This is a genomic window from uncultured Campylobacter sp. (assembly GCF_937981295.1).
GTDB lineage: Bacteria > Campylobacterota > Campylobacteria > Campylobacterales > Campylobacteraceae > Campylobacter_B.
Genome location: NZ_CALJPC010000014.1, coordinates 23632 through 47227, shown reverse-complemented (window position 1 = coordinate 47227; position 23596 = coordinate 23632). Strand labels below are relative to the sequence as shown.

The following is a 23596-nucleotide window of genomic DNA, read 5'->3' as shown; positions in this document are numbered from 1 at the left end:
GATGATGATCTCTTTGTCGCTGTTTTTTAGCTGTTCGAAATACTTAAATCCCTGCTCGTCCGAGCTCGTCCACGCTACGCGAAGCGTAGAGATCGGATTTAGACCCCAAAAGACCACGACTTTGGAGTTTTCAAGCACCACCGGCCACGAGGTTTGCTGCTCATAGACCTGATTTGAACCCGTTACGTGCGGCATTATTACCTGCGCCGCACCCGTAGAGTAATCGCCCGTGACGCCAGTAAAGCCGCCGGTTAAATTCATAAATCTATGAAGCAGCGTCCTTGAGACATGCACGTTGCCCGTGCTCTGCCAGCCGTAGCTGCCCGCAAACACCGAGCTTGCGCCCTTTTGCTCGCGCGTCTTTTTAAGCTCGCGCGCGACGAGTTTGATCGCGTCTTCATATTTTACCTCGACCCATTCGTCAAGCCCGCGAAGCTCGGGCTTTGGATTATCGGGATCGGCGAGGTAAGATTTTCGCACCATCGGCGCTTTGATACGCGTATTATAAACGAGATCCGCCATCGTATTTTGAAGCGTATTTGGAATTTTAGAGGTGATCTTCCACGGCGCAGACTTTACGATCTTGCCGTTTTTGACGCTCGCTTTTAAAATTCCCCACCGCGCCGCGGTTAAAATTTCGCCGTTTTTCTTAAGCGCGGTAAGCTTATCCGCCGCGAGCATCGAGCTTGGGATGAGCGGAAGCGCCGATACTGCCGCGCCGAGCTTTAAAAAATTTCGTCTTTTCATTTCATATCCTTTAAATTTACGTCCTTGGAGTGCTTTTGTAGATACTGCACCACCGTCCAGCTCTCGTCTTTGCTAATAGGCGTGCGCGAAAGCATCGCCTTAATGTAGCCCGGCCATCTATTTGCTTCATAATCGGCGGGCTGGTGCAGAGCGTGACAGACGCTACACGAGGCCTCAAATTTCTCCTTTGCGCCCGCGAAAATTTTATCCACGTCGCCGCTTAGCGCGCCCTCGTCGGTGTAGGCGGTTATTTTAACCTTATTAAAGCCGTCCTCTTCGCCCAAGCTCTCGCTTTGAAATTTAGCTTGCTTCGAAAACGCCACCGCGATTATACGTACTTTAGGCGTGAAATAAATAACGTTGGGCGCCTTTGGATTTTGATAGCCTGTGAGCGAAAATTTCACCACTCCGTCCTTGACCTCCAGCACCTCTATGGCGTTTGTAGGTAGCAGCCTGCCGTCCTTGTGCGACAAATCGCCGCTTACACTTACCTGCTTTAGCACCGTGCCGTAAAGCGTCTCGCCCGCCTTAACCTCGGCGCCAGCGTAGCTTGCGATCACAGCCGCAAGAGCCGCCGCAGCCGCAATAGAATTTAAAAACTTCATGCTTATCCTTTCTTAAAATTTTAAAAACTTCTCGTAAATCTGCCGTATAAAAAGCCCGCAAACATAACGGCCAAAACGGCCGCGAATGCCGCAAACGCTACCTGCGCGCACTGCGCCGCGTCTGCAAATTTTATGCTCGGCACGAGATAAAATCCCTCGCCGTAAAATCCGCCAAAAAAGCTCTGCACATCGCTAAGCGCGGTGCCCGCGGGGAAGGACGGAGTGCCCGTGCAGCTTGCGGGGCGAAATAGCTCCGGCAGCAGGCTATCAAGCGGCACCGCAAAAGGAAATGCAGGCGCTGAGAGGCAATTTGCGGTATCTGCGGCGGGGTGCGGCGCGGAGCTTTGTAAATAGCCGTATATCGCGCCCGCAAAACCAAGCAGGTAAGCAATGAGCCTTGCTATGAAGCCAAACGGCAGCAGCAAGCCGATGAGCGCGCCCACGCCCGTTACGGCAAAGCCCAGACGCACGAGGGCACTCATCTGCGTAGGCGACATAAAAAGGTAGCGCTGAAAGAAAAAATGCGATACCGCAAGATAGCCTGCGCTTATCACAAAGAGCCAAAACCACGGCGCAGCAGTATTTTGCCACGCGTAAATCTTCAAAATCAATCTATTCAAGATCTCCTCCGTCTTATAAAATTCTTAAGAATACTTTTTAATCTTAAGATTTAAATTTATGAAGGAATTATAGCAATAAAAGATAAAAATTTAGGTCCGTATTGCCCTAAATATCGGAGTTTTATGAGCTTTAAGCTTAACGTATAAGATTTCAATTTTAAAATTTGACGCTCCTTGCGTGGCGGCGGAAAGTTTTTGAGATATGAAATTAAAATGATAGATTTTATAAAATTTTATCTTTATTCGGCTCTGTTTTGATAAAAAATATGCCGATTTTAAAACCCTCGAAACTCCGATGCTCGATAAATATTATGAAGATGATATAATGAGCCGAAATTTTGAAGAATATCACTTTATAATTTAAGGGCGGGGCGCTATATGAAATTTAACATAAATGCCGTTATCGGCGGGGCGGATGATGTGCCGATCTATATACCGGATATTATAAGAGCGGTAAGGCAAGAGATTAAAAGGGTTTTTAGCGATTTTGAAATGCACTCGCTGCAAAAGATCGATATTTGCCTTTGTTTGAGTGGGGAAGTGTCGAGATATTTTCCGAAATCGGGAATTTATCAACCGAAATATTATCTTAAAAGCAAAAAAATTATCGCGTATATTCATTTTAGCTCAGATGAGTGGGGCTCCGATAAAAGGGCAAATACAGATAAATTTTTAGAAAAGTTCAAGCAGTATCTTATGGAGCTTGGAGATATTACCGGGCGGAAAATTACGAATAATAATTTAGAATTTGACGATAAGCAGTACAAAGATAATATAGACCTAGTTTTTGAAAATTTAGTAGTAGATTGTTGAAATAAAATTTGAAAAGAATATCTATCTGAAGCGGCAAAATTCCGTTTCAGATAAGGCAGACGCTAACCCGGGCTAGTGAAATTCCAAACGCCCTTAAGACGCAAAATAGCGACGAGGTGAGTTTGGAATTTCATCATCAACGATAATTTAAAATTTTGCCCGAAAGCTTATTGGCTAGCTTAAAGCGCCTTGGTTGGCACCCCGTAGAATTTCAACGCGCCGTTAAGCAAGCGATGAGCGAGCCGCGCAAGGCGGGTCTTGCGCGAGCGCGTAAAAGTACGCGCGGTGTTATTTTGCAGTAGAATTTTACGGATTTGATCTCGCGCGCAAAAGGCGAGATCAAGCCTAAATACCCGACAAGAGTAAATTTTACGCAAACCGCGCAAGACGAGTTTTGTGCGAGCGCTAAATCGCGACTTTTAGCGCCTCAAATTTCGCGTCTTGCTCGGCTAGAAGCTGTCCTTTCTCATCGCGCGAGACGTAAATTTTAAAGATATTTTCGCCCGCCTTGTCGTAAAAACCCACGAATTTCGAGAGCATCCCCATAAAAGTCTGCGTCACGAGGATAATCTTATCGATCTCATCCGTCTTTAGATGACCCCCCAAAATGCCCAGCCCATGCGCCTCATCGCCGTTTGCGCCCATGCCGAAATTATAATATCCCTGCGCGCTCTTGCCGCTTGGGATCTTGGTTTTAAACTCGATGATGAAGCTCGGCGTATTTTTCACGAAAAGTACCTCGCCCCAACTCTCAAGCTCCCTAATGACCTCGCCGAATTTATCGCCGCCCGCGCTCTTTCCGAAGCGCTCGGGCAGGTTTAGCAGCACGTCGATCTCCTTGGCGCCGAGCTCCTTGCAGATCTGCGCGATCGAAATTTTAGGGTTTTGCGCAAACAGCGCCTCGATTCTCTCTTTCATTTTCATCCTTTCTAAAATAAAATTTTGAGCGCCATTATAATATAAAAATTCTAAGTTACAGATAACGGCAATCAATTAAAGCGTAATTGAAAAGTTTATTTGAAGAAAGATTTAGCGCTACAAAGTGCTTATGCGTAGAATTTTAAACGACAATACAAAGAATTTTATCTGCATGGAATTTTAGAATTCTAAAATTCCGCAAATATTTAGAGCTTTATCATAGCGGATCATATCCGAAGCGATTGGACCCACTATCGCCGCGCTGCACGAAAAACACAAGCAGCACTATCCAACCCACAAATGATATCAAAAGCCCGATATCGCCGAACAAAGCACCCACGAACGGCGTTAAAATAAGCAGAAAAAACCAGCCGCTTCTATCGGTGTCATGTAGTCGCCTGACCGATACGGCGATGGCTGGCACGAGCATAGCTAGCTGAAAAAGCGCATCTATAATGCCGATTTCTTGATGGACGATTTTGCCGGCTATTATTTGATTGTACCCTATCGTAGTGCCTAAAACGCCATCTATCAAGCTCAAAACGATCCCGCCAAGCACGGTAAATAGAAAAAACCACCAGTACTCCGACCTCGATGCTCGCCCGCTAAATGCGGCGTATTTTTGCTTGACGCAAGTTTGCACGGACTCCATAAAAGTCATTTTAAACTCCTTTTTTAAAATAATATAGGATTATACTAATCGCCCCTTAAATTTAAATACCTAAAACTCCCGCCCGTTCATCTGCTTTACGTGATACGCCAGATTCGCTAGATTGTAGCCGCCTTTTGAGGCGGCAACCTCTCTAGTGCCATAAACCGCCGAAACATTTAGAATTACCGAAGCTAACCACCCTATGGCAAATACTAAGGCAAAAAGCTGCGAGTCAAGCGCTATCAGGACTAGAGTTACTATCTCCGTAGCCACAATAACATAAAACGCTCTTAGATAGTTTTTCTCTCCGCTGCAATCATAAAGCTCTTTACTAACTAGCAGCTGATAGATCAGATATACCGCTGTGCATACACAATAAATGCTTATCATAAAAACTGATGGATTAAACAATTCAAATCCTACAAATATAGTGCTTACTGCGCTTATAGCCGAAGAAACTCCGACTAGCACGGCGTTTGATAGCAGGTCCGTGCTGCGTATAGCGCGCGCTAAAAAATATAGCCCCACAGCTAGGCATATCATAGATATAAGTCCGACACCCTCCAACGCGCCCACTTTATCTACATTCTTGATATATCTGCCTACCGCATTTAACGCCTCAAGCCCAAACGCTATATAAAGGGTAGTTTTGGCAGTAGATAGATTCTCGCTCTGCTCTTTAGCGTCATCCGTATAAACATACAGGATTGCTCCCGCGCCTACGGATACATTTAGCTTTCGCACCATATCAGGCAACCTAAAAAAGTCGCTAATAAGCCAGATCAAAAACAAAACATTGGGCACCGAGAAAATAACCATAAAATGAAAAAAGCCCTGTTCTATATCCTTTAGGTCTGATGCTTGCACGCCCAAATCCGGACGAGATGAGTTTATAAGCGCTAACAGATCGTTACCTTCTATACTCGTCCACATGACAGTAACCACTGCTAAAAAAAGCCAGATGAGAAATGGCAGCCCGCCTAAAAGCTGAAAAATCGCGGAGATTATACGCCCAAGATAAAATCTATGCGCGCCGAAAGGCCCGAGGAACATATAAAATACGTAGGCTTTATTTAGATCGTAAGCCCTAGCTGAGCTTTGCGTAGAGCTAATTCTATCGGAATTTAAGGAAGCTGAATTTCGCCAAGTGGAATTCTGCTCTGCAAAATTCTGCGAGTTCGTAGCATCTTCGGTAGAATTCAAACTTTTAGCGTTAGAATCTTGCTCGCTAGAGCCTGTCGCGGCAGAATCTCGTAAAATAGAATTTTCTTCATCCGAGCCTTGAGCTGCAAAAGCTAAATTTTGCTCTACAGAATTCTGAGCCGCGAAATTTTGCTCGCTAGTATCATCCGCTGCAAGAGCTTCTTGCGCTAAATCTAAATTCTCAGATTGCTCCTGTGGTTTCTCATCCAAGGGCTTTTTCTCTTCGCCACTTTTACGTCTTATACTGGCTAGCGATGCAGGATTACTGCTGCCGCCCCAAATATCTTCGCCCATCTGCTCTCCTTGATTTTTAAAGCAATTTTACCTGAAATTTAAGGAATTTTTGTATATTCGCCGCTACAAATTCAAAACAAAGGACAAAAATGTCAAAAGTAACATTTCAAGGAAAGCCCGTAGAGTTAAGCGGGCAAGAGATAAATCTAGGCGATCGCGCGCCGCAAGTGCGCTTAGTAGCTCAAGATCTAAGCGAAATTGAGATCGCTAGCGGCAAGCACGTGCAAATCATAGTCGCTGTGCCGTCGCTAGATACGCCCGTCTGCGCGACGGAGGCACGTAAGTTCAACGAGCGCGCCGCATCGCTTCCTAACACCGAAGTAATCGTCGTTTCGATGGATTTACCGTTTACGATGGGGAGGTTTTGCACGACTGAGGGGATCAAAAATCTACGCGTTGCAAGTGATTTCCGCGATAAGGAATTTTGCCGCCGCTACGGCACTCTCATCGCCAGCGGCGCATTAGCAGGTCTCAGCGCCAGAGCGATCTTCGTCATAGATACCGCAGGCGTTGTGGTTTATAAAGAGCTCGTAAGCGACATAGCCTCTGAGCCCGACTACGACGCAGCGCTGGATTTTGCAGAGCTCGTCGCTCGCAACAGCTGCTCTAACTGAGCAAGATAATAGATCCAAGGTTTGGATAATTTTCGCCTTGCTTTAGTTCACTACTTTAAGCAAATTCGCCCTACTGCAAGTAAAAAAACGAAGTAGGGCGCTTAAAATTCTACTTCAATTTTACATTTTGATTTTACGCTTTAATTTGTGCTCCAGCGTACGCAAAGCTATTAACGCACTGCGATAGCAAGCGAACGAGCACGAAATTTATAGGATAGCCTGCTGCTAAATTTTAAATTTAGCAGCAGCGAGAGTTGAAATTTTAAAATTTGCCCGCTTAGCCACGGCGCGCGATAAATTCGCTAAAAGTTATCTCCTGCGCGTAAAATTTAACTCCGAGCGAGGCGAGTTTGTCCTGCAGCGCCAGCGCCAGCTCCTCTATGCCGTTAAATACGCAAAGCGGCAGATTTTGCGTCCTATCTCTAGTCGCCGCAAAGCTCTCGTCTTCAAAAAATTTCTTTAAAAACACGAGCGTTTTTACCTTGTCCGCGCCCAGGTCCTCGATAAAAACGCTAAAATATTTATATTCGGGCTCCTCGCGCACTTCATCTTTCCGCGCGTAGTCGTCCGCCAGTTCGCGGTAAAATTCGTTGTTTAAATCAGTAAGCGGCGCAATCGCTTCAAGCGAGCAAGGCACCTCAAGCGCGGCAAGTGCGGTTAAAATTTCTTCAAATTTAACGACGTCGTCCGCGACCTTTATCGGCTCCCACGAACCCGCGCCGTGATAGGCAAAATACACGGGCGAGGCATCCCCGAGGGCAAAATCTACAAAAAACGGATCGTCCATGCCGTTACGCGCGATGACCCGCCAGCTCTTGCGCCACTGCCCGGGCGTATCGTCCGCAAGCTCCTCGCCAGTTTTGCGGCTAGCGAGCCTATATCCCTCCTGAAAGCTCTCAAACTCGCCCTCATCAGGATAGAAAAAAGGTAGCAAAACAGACTCTGAAACGATACGTTTGCGGATAAAATTTTGGATTAAATTTGGAATTTGCACGGTGCGATCTTTGGGTTAAATTTGAGCGAATTTTAGCAGAGTTTTTAATACGCGCAAAATTTGCGTTCAAATTTGACGGATTACAAAATTTGAACGCAAAAAGACAAGCGGAAGTATTTTAAGATGGATTTGAATGTTGCGACGAAAATTTCGTCCCAAGACTAGGCAATTAGCCTGTCGCAGGGCGAAATTTTCTAGCTCATTCAAAGACGCTTAAAAGACGACGCGCTACAAGGATTGTAAGATTTTAGGTTTTGAAAACGCCGTTATAGGTTTAATCTCTCCCTTAAATTTCTCAATCTGCGCTAGCACGGTGTGAGCCGAGTTGCTCTGCGCGAGACTTGACGTGCCCTTATCAAACGTAAGCACGTTTACGCAGCCATGCTGGCAGAGGCTCTTTTCGCCCCAAACCTCTGGATCGTACCACGCGCCCTCGCAGATCGCTGCGACGCGCTCAGGCACGATATCGGTAACGAGCACGCCCGCTAAAATTTCGCCGCGATCGTTGAAAACGCGCACGATGTCGCCAGTAGCCAAACCGCGCGCTTCGGCGTCTTTTGGATTGATAAGCACCGGCTCTCTGCCGCTAACCTCGGCGAAATTTCTGATAATCGAGTTGTTTAGCTGACTGTGCAAGCGGTAGCGAGAGTGTGGGCTTACGATGTGAATCGGGTACTTCGCCGTCTTTTTCGCGTCCCCCAGCCACTCTTTAGGCTCGATCCAAGTAGGCATAGGCGGGCAGTCGGCATAGCCCATCTTGGCGATTACGGGCGAGTAAAGCTCGATCTTGCCGGACGGGGTACCTAAGCGGTTTTTGGCGGGATTTTCGCGGAATGCCGCAAGGCGCGTATATAGCGCGCTGCTCTCGTCGTCCTTTTCAAAGCGCACGAAGCCTTTGTCATAAAATTCCTCGAAGCTAGGCATCGTTATATTTAGGCCTTTGGCTTGCTCTACGGCATCGGCGTAGAATTCCTTCATCCAGCCTAGCTCGTCCTTGCCCTCGCTAAAGACCTCGCCGTATCCCCAACGCTTGCAGATCTGCTCGCAGATCCAAAAGTCGCTCTTGCTCTCGCCCATTGGCTCGATTGCAGGTCTATAAGCGACTATATATTCGCCCGTAGCGCCCGTTTGGTTGATGTCGTTACGCTCGACCTCGATCGCGACGGGAAGCACGATGTCGCTAAGCTTCGCCGTACTCGTCCAGTAAGGCTCGGCGGTGATGACGGTGTCAAATTTACGCCACTGCCTCACAATATTATTCACGTCTTGATGGCGCGTAAACATCGATCCGCACGCCATATATGCGACTCTCATATGCGGCAGCTTGATCTTGGTACCGTCATAATCGATCTGCTTGCCCGGATGCTCCAGCGCCTCTATGCTGCGAGAGGACGGGATGGTGATATTTTTCGCGCTTTTCCAAGGCGCAGAGCCCGTGTTTTCGTATTTTTCATCTATGCGCGTACTAAGCCCTTTTAAAATCGGAGCCACTTTATTCGTAGCGCCCGCGGAGCCGTAGCCCAGGCTAAATTCAAAGCCGAGACCCTCCTTGCCGATATATCCCAGCATCGCATTAAGCGCCACTAGCGCCCAGAAAGGCTGCTCGCCGTGATCTGCGCGCTGCAAACCGCGACCGATTAGGATCGTGGTCGGCTCCTTTGCAAGCGCTGTAGCAAATTTCGCAATAGCATCCTCGCTAAGCCCGCAAATTTTGCTCGCCCAAGCTGCGTCCTTTACGATTTTATCGCTCTCGCCTAGAAAATACGCTTTAAATTTATTAAATCCGACGGTGTATTTTTTGATAAATTCCTCGTCGTAGAGGTTGTTCGTAAATAGATAATGGCACATGCCGATGATGAGCGCGGTGTCGGTATTTGGGCGCACGATGATATCTTCGCTGCCGAAGTAGCGCGCAGTATCGTTTCTCATCACGTTTACGCTGTAGGTTTTGATGCCCGATTTTTTAAGCTCTTGCATGCCGATGTAGCCGTCATGCGTAGGCGGAATGGATGAAATTTGATTAGTTACCGCAGGATCGGTCGCCCAAAATACGACGTTTTTGGCGTTTTTGACAATCGCTTTCCACGTGGTAGGCGCGTCGTAAACGGCGCTTGAGCCTAGCACATGAGGCATGATAACGAGCCCCGCGCCAGTCGAATAATCACCGCTTTCCTCTACGTAACCGCCTAAAATTTTAAGCATTCGGTGCGCTACGGTGCGTCCCCAGCCGATCTTGCCGCTGCCGCCCCACCAGTAGCACTCGCCGTAGATCGCCTCGGCGCCGTATTTGTCGAAATTTTCTTTCAAAGCCTTCGCCGCTAGATCAAGAGCTGTGTCCCAGCTAACCCGCACAAACTCCTCTTTACCGCGCAGTTCGCTCTTTGCCGCGCCTTTTGCCTTTAGATAGCTTTTGCGCACCATCGGATAGAGCACGCGGTTTTCGTTTTGGATATTATCGGGCAAGCTGTAATTCATCGTGTTTGGAAATTTATCGCCTTCGAAATCGCTTACCGAAACGATCTGCGATGAGTTTAAATTTAGCCAAAAAGTACCGAATCTGTTCGCGCCGAATACTTTTTTGTTATCAAAAATCGTCTGCGTGACCCCCTCGATCCTGCTAGCGCTAGCCGCGCTTGCGCCTAAAATCCCCGCCTTTAAAAAGTCTCGCCTTTTCATCTGATCTCCTTTATCATTCAGGTTTTTTTGCGTTGTGTTGTAGGTATTTTATGATCAAATTTAGCTCGTCGCCCTCGAGCGCTACGTAGTTTGCATTGATCATCTCCTGTAAATTTGCAGGCCACTGATTTGCCGTGAAGCTCTTTGGCTCATGCAGGCGGTGACACGCTGAGCAGATCTGCTCGTAGTTTGTCTTTGCCTCCGCATAAAGAACCTTGGCGTCCTTAGCTACGGCATCCGAACTGATCTCATAAATCCCCTCGGCTTCGTACCAGATCTCGCCGTAATCGTCCTCGAGCTTTTTGCCCTTTTTAAAATTTGCTTCGGCTTCGTTCGTAAAAATCGCGTAAATTTCAGCCTCCTTCATATTTTTTTGGATCTGAAGCTGATAATTTTCGCTTACGACGCCTTTAATTTTAATCTTGGCAACGCTGCCATCGCTGGATAGCACCTCAATCGGCGTTAAAATTTCAGCCTCGCCGATTGCTTTGCCGTCTTGCGAGATCGTAGCGGTTTTAGAGATTACCTCTCCGCCGAAAAGCGAACACGCACAGATAAATGAGATAAAAATTTTCCTCATAAAGTATCCTTTCTGGGTTGTCTTTAACGCGAATTATAAATCAAAGATAAATTTAAATTTGTCGCAATTGCGACGAATTTATCCTTTTTATGTAAAATTTACGTGAAATTTTATGCAAAGAGCTGCTATGATAGATAGACTAAATAACGATTACAGCGAGAAATTTGACTTTTTAAGCAGGGAGCGGATTGCTAAATTTAGGCGCGAAAGCTACGCTCGCGGCGACGTGATCTACGCGCAGAAGTTTAAATTTATCATTCTGCTGCGCGGCAGGGCGAAGCTAAACTGCTACGAAAACGGCAAGGAATTTATCTTTAGCTTCGTAAGAAGCGGCGCCTACGTTTGCTTGGATAAAAACACGAGCCTTGAAATTTTAAGCGACTGCGAGACGCTGCAGATCAACATCTCGGAGCTTTTTGAGCTGCTTGGAGACGAGTTTGCAAGCTCGATCATAAACGCGCTTATCAAAAATATCTACTCGCAACGGATTTTAATTAAAGAGATCGTTTTTGCGAAAATCCAGACGCGGATTTTAAATTTTCTAAATCGCATCGCAAACGCCGATAAGATCGTGGAGCTTCCCTTTAATATAATGACGCTGGCAAGCCTACTCGGTGCGCCTCGCCAAAACGTCTCTCAGGCGATTACGAAGCTAGTAAATGACAAAAAGATCGTGAAATTAAAGGGCAATAGGATTAAAATTTTGTAGATTAAATCCGCAAGGCGAGTTTAAATTTAAACTATTTTGGCGAAAGCCGCCCGCGAAATTTTAAATTTAACCCAATAAAAGGGCGCGTGGCGCGAATCAAACGAAAGGACACGCAGATCAAAAAGACAAGCGGAAGCATCGCAAAGTAAGATGAGGCTCGGATAAATTGGAGACCGGGCGTTTGCGCGACCAAGCAAATTTCACGCGCAAAATGCGGTGCGACGATTTAACGCTCTTGGCACGAATTTTAAATTTAACAAAGCGAGGCGGCGCGCTAAATTTTACAAAGATTGCAAAATTTTTACAGCGTCGTAAGTTTTCGCCTGCGCTTTTAGAAACTCGCAAAGCTCCTTTTGCTCGCAAAGGCCGTGAGCGAGCAGAAACTCCGCCGTCATCTCGTCATCCAGCACCACAGCTACTTTGATAAGCGTTTCTACCTCCTTTTTATCGATGCTCGCAAAGCTTTGAAATTTTAAAATTTCCTCCAAATAGCGTAATCTCCCGTCACGGAATTCTTTAAATTTGGCTCCCGCGGCAAACTCCCTCGCGGCAAGCGGCAGCGCCTCCTTATATCCGAGAATAGAAACGTTGTTATCGCTTAAAAATATTAATTCGCTGCCCGCAACCGAGCCGACCACGTCTTTCGTATCTCGCGCGCCGTTTGCGATCAAAAACTTAAATGCCTCGAAATTATCACTTGCCGCGGCATCTCGCAACAGCCCGCTAGTCTTGGCGTCCGCGCCGTTTTGCACCAAAAGCTCTAAAAGCCGCATCGCATCGGCGCTATCAAAGTGATAAAGCTTCGCCATCTCACCGCTAAATTTCGAGCCGAAAAAGATCGCGAGCTTTAGCGGCGAGAAATAACCGCCGTCTCCGCCGTAATTGAGATTTGGTTTAAATTTAAGGATTTTTTCTATCCGCTCGAAGTCGAATTTTGAATTTCGAAGCACCTTCGGATTAAAAATAAAAGCGGTGAAAATTCTATCTTTAAACTCCCCGAAATCCTCGTCGATCCTGCCTCTGTTTTGCGCCGCGAATTCTAAAAGCGCGTCCAAGCCCGCATCTATCTGCGCATCGCTAGCATTTTCATCGTAAAAAATTTCAAAATTTGGCTGCGGCAAATTTGACGCCGTCTGCTGCGTAGTAGAAGCCGCCGCATCCTCTTTAGCGGCACCGAAAGCGCAGCCCGCAAGCAAAAGCCACAAAAAGATAAAATTTTTCATATCGCCCTCGCTTAAATTTTGTGCGATTATATCAAATCTAAGGCTAAATTTAACGGCGTCTTGAAATTTCATAAAAAGCAAACGGCAAATAAATTTAGCCCAAAAAAGCGCCTTTTGATTTTAATTTCGCTAGAATTAGCCGTAAATAACCTAAACAAAGGAGCAGCAAATGAAACTACTTTTTACTTTGATCTTGCTTTGTGCGGGGCTTTTTGCAAACACGCTGCAAGAGATCAGAAATAGCGGCGTCATTAGAGTAGGCGTCAGAGACGGCAGACCGCCTTTTAGCGAGATTAGCGGTGGTAAATTTGAAGGCTTTGAAATCGAGCTTGCCAATGCGATCGCAAAGGCGATTTTCGGTGCCAAACAAGGCGAAGTGCAGTTCGTCTCTCTAAGCGCCGCCGATCGCGTCTCATATCTAGTCAATAATAAAGTCGATATGGTCGCAGCTACCTTCGTCATCGATTCGGCGCGCAAAAATCATGTAGACTTCTCGATGCCGTATTTTTCGACCAATCTCGGCGTACTAACTCGCAAAGCGGACGCCATCAAAGATATATCGCGTTTGCGCGATATGAGGCTCATAACCGAAGAGGGCACGACTGTAGATAATTACCTCAAAAAAGAGAAATTTAGCAACGTAAGCTACTGCAAAAACACAAGCGAATGCTACGCTATGATCCGTGACGGCAAAGCCGACGGATACGTCAATCTAAATATCACGGTGCTAGCCTACGCCGTCGTGGACGATACGCTCGAAGTGCCGTTTCAAAACTTCGGTAAGCCTGATTTCATCGGTATTGGCGTGCAAAAAGGAAATAAGGAGCTACTTGATTTCATCAACGCAGAGCTTGTCAAGCTAAGCAAAGAGGGCTTTTTCAAAAAGGCTTATCAGGACACTTTCGAGCCTTTTTACCGCGGTACGGCGGATAAAAAATACTTCCTTTTAGATGGAATTTATGACTTGCTATAAAAGCGAGCTAGGAATTAAAATATAAAATTTATCGAAGGCAGTTTGCATAACGAATAAATCTTGGGATTTAAAATTTAGAATTTGCGAAATTTTAAATCCCCGATTCGCCCCTAAATTTCAAACTTGCATACGCGCGGTGATTGAATTTTAAACCGCTTGCATTTATTTTCTCTAAAATATATAGTGCTATAATTATTTCAAAACTAAAAAGTAGGGGGCTTTTTATGAGATTACTTTTTATTTTAGCCTTATTTTGCGCTAGCATTTTTGCAAATACACTAGATGAAATCAGGCAGGCAGGGGTTATCAGAGTAGGTGTGCGCGAAGGTCGTCCGCCGCTAAGCGAGTCTAATAACGGCAAGTTTGAGGGCTTTGAAATCGAGCTTGCTAGCTCGATCGCCAAAGATATTTTCGGCGATAAAAAGGGCGAAGTGCAGTTCGTAGCCGTAACCGCGGGCGAGAGAATCCCGTTTTTGAAAAATAACAAGGTCGATATGGTTATCGGCACCTTTATGATTACGCAAGAGCGTAAGAAGCAGGTGGATTTCTCACTTCCGTATCTATCGGTAAATTTTGGCATCGTAACGCGTAAAGAGGATCAAGTGAAGGACTTCGCACAGGTTCGTGATATGAGAATTTCAATCGAAAAAAATCCCAACGGCTCGATGACCGAGCGCTATCTACGCAAAGAGAAATTTAGCAATTTGGTCTATTGCAAAAATACTAGCGAGTGTTACGCGATGATGAAGGACGGCAGAGCCGACGGTTACGCAAACGACAACATAATCGTCCTAGCCTATGCTGTCGTGGACGATACGCTCGAAGTGCCGTTTAAAAACCTAGGCGCAGCGGAATTCTTAGGCGTCGGCGTGCAAAAAGGTAATCAAAGCCTGCTTGATTTCATCAATGCCGATCTAATCAAGCTAAGCAAAGAGGGCTTTTTCAAAAAGGCTTATGAGGACACTTTCGAGCCATTTTACCGCGGCACTGCGGATAAAAAATACTTCCTGCTAGACGGAATTTACAACATGCTTTAGACCTTAGAATTCTAAGGCGCGGAATTTTGAAATTTTAAAATTCCGCTTCGTATGCGGCGAGTAGATATTCTGAAACCTGCAAATTTTGAAATTTTAGTAACCAATAAATTCCGTAAAATTTTAAATTTTATCTTACGCTCGGTTTAAAAACATCTATTCCATTCGGAGCAAAATTCCATGCTACGATAAAATTTTAAAATTTTATGCACGACGGAATTTCAGAATTTTATCTGCACCGAGAATTTTAAAATCCCATTCTGCAACATAATTTCGTAGTTCAGGGCTTTTGCGCTGCGATAAAATATAAATTTATCGTGCGGTGTAGAATTCCGCAGATAAGCGAGATAAATTTAAAAGGATAAAATTCCGCGTGAGGCGAAATCTAGCTCTTGGCAAAAGCGCAGTCATCGCAGATACTATCGCTTAAGCTTTGTGGTCGCAGAAATTTACTCAAACGCCTTGTAGTGCGCCTCGTCGGCGAATTCTAACATCTCGCGATCGCCCCTGCTGTCGCCGTAAGCGATGATGCGATCGAAGGCCTGCACGTCGTATGCCGCGCGCACGCGGGCGACTTTTTGCGCGCCGTAGCAGTTCTGCCCCTCGATCTCGCCCGTGACGATGCCGCCTTTACGCCGTATTTTAGTGCCTAAAAGCTCCAAGCCCTGCGCCTCGCACCACGGACGCAGCCAGTCTTCGAGCGAGGCAGTGACGATGACGATTTTATCGCCCGCGGCTTTGTAGCTTGCGATCTTGTCCATCGCGCTTTGTTTTAGGATATCTTCGATGTGGGTGGTGGAGTATTTTTTGCAAATTTTATCGAATTTATCGGCGCTCATGCCCGCAAAAAAGTAGCCCAAGAGCTTTCTGCGCGTAAAATTATTGCTCGCAAGGCCTAGCTTATACGCCGCTAAAATGGGCGATAGCACCAAAATCCCGCGAAAAAATTTCTTAAATCCGACTACGTAGGCGACGAACTCGAGCAGCGAATCATCGCGCGTGATCGTGCCGTCAAAGTCGAATAAAACAAGATTCATTGCCTCTCCTAGCAAAATTTTAGCAGCGCAAATTTTAAAATTTGGCTATAAAAAAAGGCGTGAAATTTAAAAGCTAAATTTCACGCCGAATTTTAAAATTTCATTTTGAAATTCTATTTTTTCGCCATTCGTCTGCGCGTCGTAGGATCCAGGTATCGCTTGCGCACGCGGATATTTACTGGCGTGACCTCTACAAGCTCGTCCTCTTCGATCCACTCCAAAGCGCGCTCTAAATTTAATACTCGCGGCGGTACGAGCTTGATCGCATCATCGCTACCGCTGGCGCGGACGTTAGTTAAATTTTTACCCTTGATTGGATTGACGTCCAGATCATTCGGACGGCTGTGCTCGCCGATGATCATACCCAGATAAACCTTTGCCTGCGGAGCGATAAAAAGCACGCCGCGATCTTGCAGGTTCCATAGACTATATCCTAGCGCCACTCCGTTTTCCATACTTACGAGTGCGCCGTTTTGTCGCTTCTCGACCGCGCCGATGAAAGGGCGGAATTCCAAAAAACTATGGTTCATTACGCCTTCGCCGCGAGTATCGGTCAAAAACTGCGAGCGAAAGCCGATAAGACCGCGCGCGGGGATCTCAAACTCCATACGCGTCTGCCCGTCGCCGGTAGGGTTCATCACCTTCATCTCGGCCTTTTTACGACCGAGCTTTTCGATGACGGTGCCGGTGCAATCATCGGGCGCGTCGATAACTAAGTGCTCGAAAGGCTCGCATTTGATGCCGTCGATCTCTTTGATGATAACTTCCGGGCGCCCGAGGCAAAACTCAAAGCCCTCGCGGCGCATATTTTCGGCCAAAATAGTGATCTGCAGCTCGCCGCGGCCGCTTACTTTAAATTTACCCTCGCCCGCGTTTTCATAGCGCATCGCGATATTAGTTTTCATCTCCGCTTCCAAGCGCTCGTCGATCTTATTTGAGGTTACGAATTTACCCTCCGTGCCCGCCAGCGGTCCGTCATTTACGCTGAAAATTACGCTAAGGGTGGGCTCTTCGATATGTAGCGCATCAAGCGGGATCGGATTATTGGGATCGACGATACTATCGCCTACGTCAAGCGCGTCAAAGCCAGCGATTGCCACGATGTCGCCCGTGCCCGCCGCGTCGATGTCGGTGCGCTCAAGCCCGTTAAAACCGATGAGCTTTGAAATTCTACCATTTATATGCGTGCCGTCGGCTTTAGCTAGCATAACGCTTTGGTTTTTGTTTATAGTGCCGTTGAAAATCCTAGCGATGCCAATCTTGCCTACGTAGTTATCGTAATCGAGCGTGAAAACCTGCAGCTGCAAAGGATTGTCATCACTACCGCTAGGGGTTGGAACGTGAGAGATGATCGTCTCAAAAAGCGGCTTCATATCGGCGCTTGTGTCGTTTAGATCGTATTTTGCATAGCCGTTTTTGGCCGCGGCGTAGATGACGGGAAACTCAAGCTGCTCGTCGTTTGCGTCAAGCGCTACGAAAAGATCGAAAATTTCATTTACCACGCGGTCCGGATCGGCTGCGGGCTTATCGATTTTATTTACGACTACGATAGGTCTGAGCCCCAAAGATAGCGCCTTTTTTACTACAAATTTCGTCTGCGGCATAACGCCTTCTTGCGCGTCGACGAGCAAAAGCACGCCGTCGACCATCTTTAGTACGCGCTCGACCTCGCCGCCGAAATCGGCGTGACCCGGAGTGTCAATGATATTGATTTTAACGCCGCCGTAGTGGATGGCAGTATTTTTGGATAGGATCGTAATGCCACGCTCGCGCTCTATATCGTTGCTATCCATCACACGCTCGCCGACTTCTTGGTGATTACCAAAGGTGCCGGACTGTTTTAAAAGCTCATCTACGATGGTAGTCTTGCCGTGATCGACGTGCGCGATAACCGCAATATTTCTGATATTTTCCAAATTTTTCTCCGTTTCTAATTTCAAAAACTGATGATTATACTAAAAAAATTCTTAAGATAAAAATTTACGAATACTCTTTGACTTCGCAGACAAAAAACTCATACACGCGCTGTTGGATCAGCGCATCCTCGTCATCATCTCCGATCAGACGGCGCAGATGCGAAAAATCGATCTTTTTGATATATTTTTTGTTGTTTTTGATATCTCTGTCGATCTCTTTTAGAAGCGAGTCTAAATTTAAACTTTTATAGGTCTTTGCCTTTAAGATATATTCTTTTACGATAGAGACCAACACGCCGATGCGCTGCTCGTCGCCCGGATAAATTTCGCCAGCTATATCTTTAATCGCGTCGTAATCCTCGTCGGTCTGCTTCTTTTTGGCAAGCAGCATTGCGGCAAAAATTTTGGCTCTAAACTCGATAGAGCGATGATGAGGGATAAAGACCTCGCGAAATACGGATAGAAGATGATTTTTGAAATTCATTTATAACCTTACTTTAAGAAACATTTCCATATAATCCCGTTTGCCCTTTCTTAGACCTGTGCAATGCTTTTTTAGGCACCGCTTCAGGGTAGGAATACAGCAGAGCACTTAGATCTCGCATGTGCCGCAGCCATCTGGGAAGGGGTTTTATAAATCGATCCTATTAAGTCCGAAATGCTCTTTGAAATCCTCGCAAACACTATAAAAATCGACGCCTTCGATTTTTGGCTTGGCTTTGAAAAACTCTAACATCGAATTATACCCGCTAAGCAGCTCCTTGCTCTTTACGCCGTAACTGATCGAAATTCCAGCCTCGAAAAACGCCGCTAGCTTGTCGCAATACTTAAGCGCTTTGCCGTCGATTGCGCGAAATTTATCTTTGTTAAACATCTTTAGGCTGCCCTCTGCAAATTTAGGCTCTTTGCCTAGCTCGAAGGTGCGGTTTTCAAACTCGTCTTTTATAAATTTACCGCCCTCTTTGCGGATACCCAAAATATAGCTAAAATCATCTCTCATATGCTCGGGCACGAATGGTAAAATTTTATCGTCTATTAGCCGCATCTCATATTCGCTAATGATGTCGCTAAGGCCTTTAACGCCGTATTTTACGGGGCTAATGATGTCGCGAGTGAGGCTTTCTGGCAAATCGTGAAATAGAGCGCAGAAAAAATTATATGCCGTGCGCGAGCGGCACGCACCCACTTCAAGCGAGAAAAAGTAGCTTAAAATCGCGACTACCAGCATATGTCCCAGCACCGAGGTTTCAGGGATGCGCGGCGTCTGCGCCCAGCGCTTTTGAAAACGAAGTCTGCCGCTAAAATCGACTATGCGGGCGAGTTTTTTGTTCATCACGATCTTTCGCACACCGATGAGCTCGTAATAATCCTCGAGCTCCTCCTCGACCTTGGCTTTTAGCTCCTCGATGTCGTTTAGAAACTGGCTCGTTTGATAGACGATGTTAAATTCCCATCGCGTAGAGAGGTAGCTTGCCGCCTTTAAGATCACGGCTTCTTTCTTATGGTCTTTGGAATTTAGATATTTTTTAAATCGCTCGAAAAAGGCGCCGTTTTGAATAGGCAAAAGATCGCTTTCCAAGACGCTTAAAACCCATTCGTTGATCTTATATTTTTTGGTTTTTTGGATCTGATGAAAGACGTCCGGGCGGATATCGGTCACGACGATGCGCGCTAAAAACTCGAAAATCCCCGCTTCTATCACGTAGTTGATATCCACATCGCGCTCAAAGCTAGCAATAAAATAAGCAATGATAAATTTATGTGCCTGTTTGTCGAGCTCGACTAAACTCACCATCTTTGGGTAATCGTTCCAACGGCTAATGCTTGCGGATTTAAAAATTTGTTCGACTAAATTTGAGCTTATCATCGGTAAATTTGATCCGAGTTTATTTCGATTACCGTGTGGACGTTACCGCGCGGATTAAAATCGCCCGTGATTTTCATAAATTTAGGCTTTAGCTTGCTTTGAAGCGCGCCGTAAATTTCATTTATGCTATCTTCGTGGCTGATATATCGGTTCATAAAGGAATTTATGTAAATTTTAATCGCCTTAAGCTCCACTACGAGCTTGTCCGGGATATATTCCAAATAGATCGTCGCAAAGTCCGGATAGCCCGAGCGCGGGCAGCGGCAGCAAAACTCGGGCAGGGTGATTTTTATCAAATAATCGCGCTCCTGTTTATTGGGCCAAACTTCCATATTTTCTATATCGAATTTTTCAATTTCCTCTTCGCCGTATCTCACTATGATCTCCTTAAATTCGATATATCGTTCGGCTTTTCGACGCAAAATCCTTGAATATAATCGATACCCATTTTATAAAGCTGCATTTGAAATTCCTCTTTGTCGATGAAGCGCATTACGGTTTCGACGCCCGATTTCGCGCAGGCTTCGTTCATGCCTATAAATATATTTTTAATCTTTTCATCGTCTAAATTTTTATTAAATTCTATGTCATAAACGATAAAATCGACGTTTAGAAATTTTAAATACTCAAAGCTCGCGTTTGAGCCGCCGAACTGCGACAGCGCGAAGCTAAAACCGAGTTCGCGGAATTTAATTAAAATTTCATCAAAGCGCTTAATCTCCGAATAGATAAGCTTTTCGTTAAACTCAAACACAATCTTTTTTGGATCGATCAGATTATTATCGATGAGCTTTAAAATTTCATTGCGAAACTCGTTATTTCGCAGGGTCTGAGGCATAATCTCGATGAAAATTTTAGCGTCAATATCTTTAAAATAGATGATTCTAGAAATTTGTCTCATCATCGAAATATCATATTTAATATCGTAATGATTTAGAAGCAAAATATCTAAAATTCTACTTTTTGTGATCTTTTCGCCGCTTCTTAGATCGAGCTTCGGGATCAAATTTATATGCGATTTTACGCCGTTTTTATCCGCGACGCGCTGATATTTAAAACTGAAATTTTCGCTATCAATCGCTTCCATTACGTCGGCGGAAAACACGTCTATTAATACTTTCTCTACGTCAATAGCCTTCTCGCCGTGTTCTTCGTCGTTCAGGTGATTGATCTTATAAAATAGCGCATTTACGATATTATGCAGATTGCGATCATATGAACTTGGAAGCATCGTAAATTCGCTTTTAATCTCTACATTTTTGATCGTTTGACTTGAAATTTTATGCTCAAACATCCGCAAAATATGGCTTAAATTTGTAGCTTTTGATTCCACTCCGAATACAAAGTAGCCGTTTATAAAGCGCCCGATCGGAAGGTCCTTAAAACCCTGCTCCGCCATAAAATTTGAAAGTTCCTTACAATACTCATATAAAATTTCATCGCCGTTTTTATATCCGTATCGATCGTTTATGTCGATGATATTTTTAATTCGCAAAAGAACGATATTTATTTGACGATTTTTAGCTAGATCATTACTTAAAATTTTCTCGATCTCCTCGCGCACAAACACGTGAGTAACGGGATCTATCAGCGTCTTTTGAAAGCCAAAGTAAATTTGATATATGACATAATAAACATAGCAGATTAAAAGTATTAAAAATAAAATTACGTCGTCAAATTTAAACTCACCGTTTCGAAACAAAATAATTCCAAAAACAATCAAAACGCAGGTAAACGGCACCGAAATTTTAAGTGCCGTTATGAAGCGATTTTCGCGCTCTTTGGTCTCACTAAATAGAACAGACATTATATATCCAAGTGTTTAACATCTTTGGCATGATCTTGGATGTAGTTTCGGCGCGGCTCGACCTCATCACCCATAAAAAGATTAAAGGTATCGCTAGCACTCTGTGCGTCTGCAATGCTGATTTTTAAAAGCCTTCTATTTTCAGGGCTCATAGTGGTTTCCCAAAGCTGCTCCGGATTCATCTCACCAAGGCCTTTGTAACGCTGAATATAAGCGCCTTTTTTCGAGCTTTTTTCGATTTCGTCTAAAATTTCAATAAAATCTTTGCCAAAATTTACATCCCGATCTTTGATCTTTGAATAAATTTTAATCGCCTCTTCAAAGATATAATTGCCGAATAAATTCTCATCTATCACGAGCTGTTCTAGGCCGCTCGGTGTCTGGACGTAAATTCTAATCCCTTCATCATTTACGTAGGAATTTAAGATATTAAATCCTTCACTCTCAAGACGCGGTTTTAAAATTTTAAATAGCTCTTCATAACCAAGGCTACGCGCTTCGTCGTTTTCTATCAAAAATCTGATCGCGCTAAGCACGCTGAAGCGCTTTTTGAGCTCATTTAGAAGCGAGCGGTAGTTTGAAACGATTTTTAGGTAATCGATCAGATCCTCATTTCCGATACCTTCAAACTCGCCCATATCAATGCCGGTTTCGATCAAAAACTCACTCAGCGCTTTTTCGTCTTTTAGATAAATTTCTTTTTTACCCTTTTTATATCTAAAAAGCGGCGGTTGCGCCAGATAAACATAGCCGTTTTCCACGATAGGGCGCAAAAATCTAAAGAAAAATGTTAAAAGCAGCGTCTGGATGTGGCTGCCGTCGACATCCGCATCGGTCATAATGATGATTTTGTGATAGCGAAGCTTCTCTTCGTTAAATTCCTCGCCGATACCGCAACCAAAGGCCGTGATCATATTTTTAATCTCTTCGGATTGCAAAATTCTATCTAGCCGCGCCTTTTCTACGTTTAAAATTTTACCTCTAAGCGGCAGGATCGCTTGAAACACGCGGTCTCTTCCCTGCTTCGCCGAACCGCCCGCACTATCGCCCTCGACTAGATAAATTTCGCTGATGCTTGCATCCTTACTCTGACAATCAGCTAACTTTCCGGGAAGGGTGCCGACGGAATTTATATTATCTTTTTTGCGCGTTAGATCACGTGCTTTCTTCGCCGCTTCGCGACCGCGCGCGGCTAAAAGAGCTTTATTCATAATGGCGCGCGCTTCAATCGGATTTTCTTCAAAATACTTGCTAAGCACCTCAAATGCCATCTTTTGCACGATCGGCTTAACATAGCTGGAGCCCAACTTGCCTTTCGTCTGTCCCTCAAACTGCGGCTCGGGAACCTTTACACTAATTACCGCTATAAGTCCCTCGCGAACGTCGTCGCCGGTGATCTTTGTGTCCTTTTCACGCGCAGCCGCATTTGCCGCGACATAATTTGTTATCGCGCGCGTAAGACCCGCTCTAAAGCCCGCCTCATGCGTACCGCCGTCCGGAGTTTTAATATTATTTACGAAGCTCAGTAAATTTTCGCTATATGTTTCGTTATACATCAGCGCAAAATCCACCATAACATCTTCTGCGCCGTCGCTAAACGATACAGCTTTGGATATGGCAGGCGCTTTATTCATATCGTTTACAAAGCTCTCCAAACCGCCTTCGAAGTGAAAGTGCTCGTCCCTGCCCGTGCGATTATCTTTAAAATTTATCGTAATTTTTGGATTTAGATACGCTAGCTCGCGAAATCTTTTTGATAAAATTTCATCATCAAATTCTAAAATTTCAAAAATTTCGCCGTCGGGCCAAAACTCGATCGTAGTACCCGTGCGATTAGTAGTTTTTATCTTTTCAAGCTCGGTAGTAGGAATTCCTTTGGCAAATTCTTGTCTATAAATATTTCCGTCACGTTTGATCGTAGCAACGAGCTTTTTTGAGAGCGCATTTACAACGCTAACGCCCACGCCGTGCAAACCGCCGGAGACTTTATAAGTGTCTTTGTCAAATTTACCGCCTGCGTGGAGCACCGTAAGAACCACCGTCGCAGCAGGAATTTTTTCAGTCGGGTGTATATCGACGGGGATTCCACGACCGTTATCGCTAACGATACAGCTTCCTTCGCTAGTGATCTCGACATCAATCGTGTCACAGTACCCTGCCATCGCCTCATCAATCGAATTATCTACGACCTCATAAATCATATGATGAAGTCCGCCGATATTGGTGTCTCCGATATACATACCGGGGCGCTTTCTAACAGCCTCAAGACCTTTTAAAACTTTAATATTACTAGCGCCGTAATTTTGCTTCATAA

22 protein-coding genes and 1 other RNA gene are annotated in these 23596 nt (G+C 45.2%); 6 read left to right on the top strand and 17 right to left on the bottom strand.

The window, feature by feature from the left end; all coding sequences use genetic code 11:
• The 3 genes from Q0135_RS01360 to Q0135_RS01350 all read right to left on the bottom strand — a co-directional run.
• Nucleotides 1-747: molybdopterin-dependent oxidoreductase (locus Q0135_RS01360; protein ID WP_297987658.1), on the bottom strand; the 747-nt coding region annotated here is incomplete at its 3' end.
• Nucleotides 744-1352 carry a cytochrome C gene (locus Q0135_RS01355; protein ID WP_297987657.1) on the bottom strand — a complete coding sequence of 203 codons (609 nt, stop codon included), beginning with the start codon at nt 1350-1352 and terminating at the stop codon, nt 744-746. The genes Q0135_RS01360 and Q0135_RS01355, both read right to left, overlap by 4 nt.
• A gap of 20 nt (nt 1353-1372) precedes the next feature.
• Complete coding sequence (locus tag Q0135_RS01350) at nt 1373-1972, bottom strand: disulfide bond formation protein B (protein ID WP_297987656.1); 600 nt, start codon at nt 1970-1972, stop codon at nt 1373-1375.
• 378 nt (nt 1973-2350) lie between these two features.
• Here Q0135_RS01350 and Q0135_RS01345 point away from each other — a divergent pair, with 378 nt between their 5' ends.
• The gene (locus Q0135_RS01345) at nt 2351-2785 is read left to right on the top strand and encodes an Imm12 family immunity protein (protein ID WP_297987654.1); all 435 of its coding nucleotides are present in this window, start codon (nt 2351-2353) and stop codon (nt 2783-2785) included.
• Between the two features lie 405 nt (nt 2786-3190).
• Here Q0135_RS01345 and hutX read toward each other — a convergent pair whose 3' ends face one another.
• From hutX to Q0135_RS01330, 3 genes are all read right to left on the bottom strand, one after another.
• Nucleotides 3191-3703: a heme utilization cystosolic carrier protein HutX gene (gene hutX / locus Q0135_RS01340; protein WP_297987652.1), complete on the bottom strand. Its 513-nt coding sequence runs from the start codon at nt 3701-3703 to the stop codon at nt 3191-3193.
• A 217-nt stretch (nt 3704-3920) separates the two neighbouring features.
• Nucleotides 3921-4364, bottom strand: coding sequence for a DUF805 domain-containing protein (locus tag Q0135_RS01335; RefSeq protein ID WP_297987650.1), 444 nt, complete (start codon nt 4362-4364; stop codon nt 3921-3923).
• A 60-nt stretch (nt 4365-4424) separates the two neighbouring features.
• Nucleotides 4425-5852 carry a TM2 domain-containing protein gene (locus Q0135_RS01330; protein ID WP_297987648.1) on the bottom strand — a complete coding sequence of 476 codons (1428 nt, stop codon included), beginning with the start codon at nt 5850-5852 and terminating at the stop codon, nt 4425-4427.
• Between the two features lie 89 nt (nt 5853-5941).
• Here Q0135_RS01330 and tpx point away from each other — a divergent pair, with 89 nt between their 5' ends.
• Nucleotides 5942-6466 (top strand): thiol peroxidase, encoded by a 525-nt coding sequence (tpx, locus tag Q0135_RS01325; RefSeq protein WP_297987646.1) that lies wholly within the window; start codon nt 5942-5944, stop codon nt 6464-6466.
• A gap of 277 nt (nt 6467-6743) precedes the next feature.
• Here tpx and Q0135_RS01320 read toward each other — a convergent pair whose 3' ends face one another.
• The 3 genes from Q0135_RS01320 to Q0135_RS01310 all read right to left on the bottom strand — a co-directional run bounded on the left by Q0135_RS01320 (nt 6744) and on the right by Q0135_RS01310 (nt 10716).
• Entirely contained in the window at nt 6744-7460 is a 717-nt protein-coding gene (locus Q0135_RS01320) for a hypothetical protein (protein ID WP_297987644.1), read from the bottom strand.
• A 228-nt stretch (nt 7461-7688) separates the two neighbouring features.
• Nucleotides 7689-10136: a molybdopterin-dependent oxidoreductase gene (locus tag Q0135_RS01315; RefSeq protein WP_297987642.1), complete on the bottom strand. Its 2448-nt coding sequence runs from the start codon at nt 10134-10136 to the stop codon at nt 7689-7691.
• A gap of 13 nt (nt 10137-10149) precedes the next feature.
• On the bottom strand, nt 10150-10716 hold the full coding sequence (locus Q0135_RS01310; RefSeq protein WP_297987640.1) for a hypothetical protein: 567 nt from the start codon (nt 10714-10716) through the stop codon (nt 10150-10152).
• 127 nt (nt 10717-10843) lie between these two features.
• Between Q0135_RS01310 and Q0135_RS01305 the strand changes: the two genes are divergently transcribed.
• Nucleotides 10844-11425: a Crp/Fnr family transcriptional regulator gene (locus Q0135_RS01305; protein WP_291938860.1), complete on the top strand. Its 582-nt coding sequence runs from the start codon at nt 10844-10846 to the stop codon at nt 11423-11425.
• 281 nt (nt 11426-11706) lie between these two features.
• Here Q0135_RS01305 and Q0135_RS01300 read toward each other — a convergent pair whose 3' ends face one another.
• Complete coding sequence (locus tag Q0135_RS01300) at nt 11707-12720, bottom strand: hypothetical protein (protein WP_297987637.1); 1014 nt, start codon at nt 12718-12720, stop codon at nt 11707-11709.
• Between the two features lie 97 nt (nt 12721-12817).
• Here Q0135_RS01300 and Q0135_RS01295 point away from each other — a divergent pair, with 97 nt between their 5' ends.
• Both Q0135_RS01295 and Q0135_RS01290 read left to right on the top strand, forming a co-directional pair.
• The gene (locus Q0135_RS01295) at nt 12818-13621 is read left to right on the top strand and encodes a transporter substrate-binding domain-containing protein (protein ID WP_297987635.1); all 804 of its coding nucleotides are present in this window, start codon (nt 12818-12820) and stop codon (nt 13619-13621) included.
• Nucleotides 13622-13845: 224 nt separating this feature from the next.
• Nucleotides 13846-14658, top strand: a complete 813-nt coding sequence (locus Q0135_RS01290) for a transporter substrate-binding domain-containing protein (protein WP_297987633.1) — start codon at nt 13846-13848, stop codon at nt 14656-14658.
• A gap of 446 nt (nt 14659-15104) precedes the next feature.
• Here Q0135_RS01290 and Q0135_RS01285 read toward each other — a convergent pair whose 3' ends face one another.
• The 3 genes from Q0135_RS01285 to Q0135_RS01275 all read right to left on the bottom strand — a co-directional run bounded on the left by Q0135_RS01285 (nt 15105) and on the right by Q0135_RS01275 (nt 18092).
• Complete coding sequence (locus Q0135_RS01285) at nt 15105-15692, bottom strand: HAD-IB family hydrolase (protein ID WP_297987631.1); 588 nt, start codon at nt 15690-15692, stop codon at nt 15105-15107.
• A gap of 113 nt (nt 15693-15805) precedes the next feature.
• The gene (gene typA, locus Q0135_RS01280) at nt 15806-17608 is read right to left on the bottom strand and encodes a translational GTPase TypA (protein WP_297987629.1); all 1803 of its coding nucleotides are present in this window, start codon (nt 17606-17608) and stop codon (nt 15806-15808) included.
• Between the two features lie 64 nt (nt 17609-17672).
• The gene (locus Q0135_RS01275) at nt 17673-18092 is read right to left on the bottom strand and encodes a hypothetical protein (RefSeq protein WP_177386922.1); all 420 of its coding nucleotides are present in this window, start codon (nt 18090-18092) and stop codon (nt 17673-17675) included.
• Nucleotides 18093-18139: 47 nt separating this feature from the next.
• Between Q0135_RS01275 and ffs the strand changes: the two genes are divergently transcribed.
• Nucleotides 18140-18236: signal recognition particle sRNA small type (gene ffs, locus Q0135_RS01270), an RNA gene on the top strand.
• A 3-nt stretch (nt 18237-18239) separates the two neighbouring features.
• On the opposite strand, the gene Q0135_RS01265 is transcribed toward ffs, so the two are convergent.
• Genes Q0135_RS01265 through gyrB form a run of 4 tightly spaced genes read right to left on the bottom strand, consistent with a single transcriptional unit; the run spans nt 18240 to nt 23594 of the window.
• Nucleotides 18240-19475: an HD domain-containing protein gene (locus tag Q0135_RS01265; protein ID WP_297987627.1), complete on the bottom strand. Its 1236-nt coding sequence runs from the start codon at nt 19473-19475 to the stop codon at nt 18240-18242.
• Complete coding sequence (queF, locus tag Q0135_RS01260; protein ID WP_297987626.1) at nt 19472-19852, bottom strand: preQ(1) synthase; 381 nt, start codon at nt 19850-19852, stop codon at nt 19472-19474. The genes Q0135_RS01265 and queF overlap by 4 nt, the downstream gene beginning before the upstream one ends.
• Complete coding sequence (locus Q0135_RS01255) at nt 19852-21282, bottom strand: EAL domain-containing protein (protein ID WP_297987624.1); 1431 nt, start codon at nt 21280-21282, stop codon at nt 19852-19854. Before Q0135_RS01255 ends, queF begins: the two co-directional genes overlap by 1 nt.
• Nucleotides 21282-23594 (bottom strand): DNA topoisomerase (ATP-hydrolyzing) subunit B, encoded by a 2313-nt coding sequence (gene gyrB / locus Q0135_RS01250; RefSeq protein WP_297987622.1) that lies wholly within the window; start codon nt 23592-23594, stop codon nt 21282-21284. Before gyrB ends, Q0135_RS01255 begins: the two co-directional genes overlap by 1 nt.
• Nucleotides 23595-23596 lie beyond the last annotated feature (2 nt).

Coding starts and splice junctions, on each gene's coding strand:
- Q0135_RS01355 (WP_297987657.1), bottom strand. CDS start 1,352: ATGAAGTTTTTAAATTCTATTGCGGCTGCGGCGGCTCTTGCGGCTGTG.
- Q0135_RS01345 (WP_297987654.1), top strand. CDS start 2,351: ATGAAATTTAACATAAATGCCGTTATCGGCGGGGCGGATGATGTGCCG.
- hutX (WP_297987652.1), bottom strand. CDS start 3,703: ATGAAAGAGAGAATCGAGGCGCTGTTTGCGCAAAACCCTAAAATTTCG.
- Q0135_RS01335 (WP_297987650.1), bottom strand. CDS start 4,364: ATGACTTTTATGGAGTCCGTGCAAACTTGCGTCAAGCAAAAATACGCC.
- Q0135_RS01330 (WP_297987648.1), bottom strand. CDS start 5,852: ATGGGCGAAGATATTTGGGGCGGCAGCAGTAATCCTGCATCGCTAGCC.
- tpx (WP_297987646.1), top strand. CDS start 5,942: ATGTCAAAAGTAACATTTCAAGGAAAGCCCGTAGAGTTAAGCGGGCAA.
- Q0135_RS01315 (WP_297987642.1), bottom strand. CDS start 10,136: ATGAAAAGGCGAGACTTTTTAAAGGCGGGGATTTTAGGCGCAAGCGCG.
- Q0135_RS01310 (WP_297987640.1), bottom strand. CDS start 10,716: ATGAGGAAAATTTTTATCTCATTTATCTGTGCGTGTTCGCTTTTCGGC.
- Q0135_RS01305 (WP_291938860.1), top strand. CDS start 10,844: ATGATAGATAGACTAAATAACGATTACAGCGAGAAATTTGACTTTTTA.
- Q0135_RS01300 (WP_297987637.1), bottom strand. CDS start 12,720: ATGAAATTTCAAGACGCCGTTAAATTTAGCCTTAGATTTGATATAATC.
- Q0135_RS01295 (WP_297987635.1), top strand. CDS start 12,818: ATGAAACTACTTTTTACTTTGATCTTGCTTTGTGCGGGGCTTTTTGCA.
- Q0135_RS01290 (WP_297987633.1), top strand. CDS start 13,846: ATGAGATTACTTTTTATTTTAGCCTTATTTTGCGCTAGCATTTTTGCA.
- Q0135_RS01285 (WP_297987631.1), bottom strand. CDS start 15,692: ATGAATCTTGTTTTATTCGACTTTGACGGCACGATCACGCGCGATGAT.
- Q0135_RS01275 (WP_177386922.1), bottom strand. CDS start 18,092: ATGAATTTCAAAAATCATCTTCTATCCGTATTTCGCGAGGTCTTTATC.
- Q0135_RS01265 (WP_297987627.1), bottom strand. CDS start 19,475: ATGATAAGCTCAAATTTAGTCGAACAAATTTTTAAATCCGCAAGCATT.
- Q0135_RS01255 (WP_297987624.1), bottom strand. CDS start 21,282: ATGTCTGTTCTATTTAGTGAGACCAAAGAGCGCGAAAATCGCTTCATA.
- gyrB (WP_297987622.1), bottom strand. CDS start 23,594: ATGAAGCAAAATTACGGCGCTAGTAATATTAAAGTTTTAAAAGGTCTT.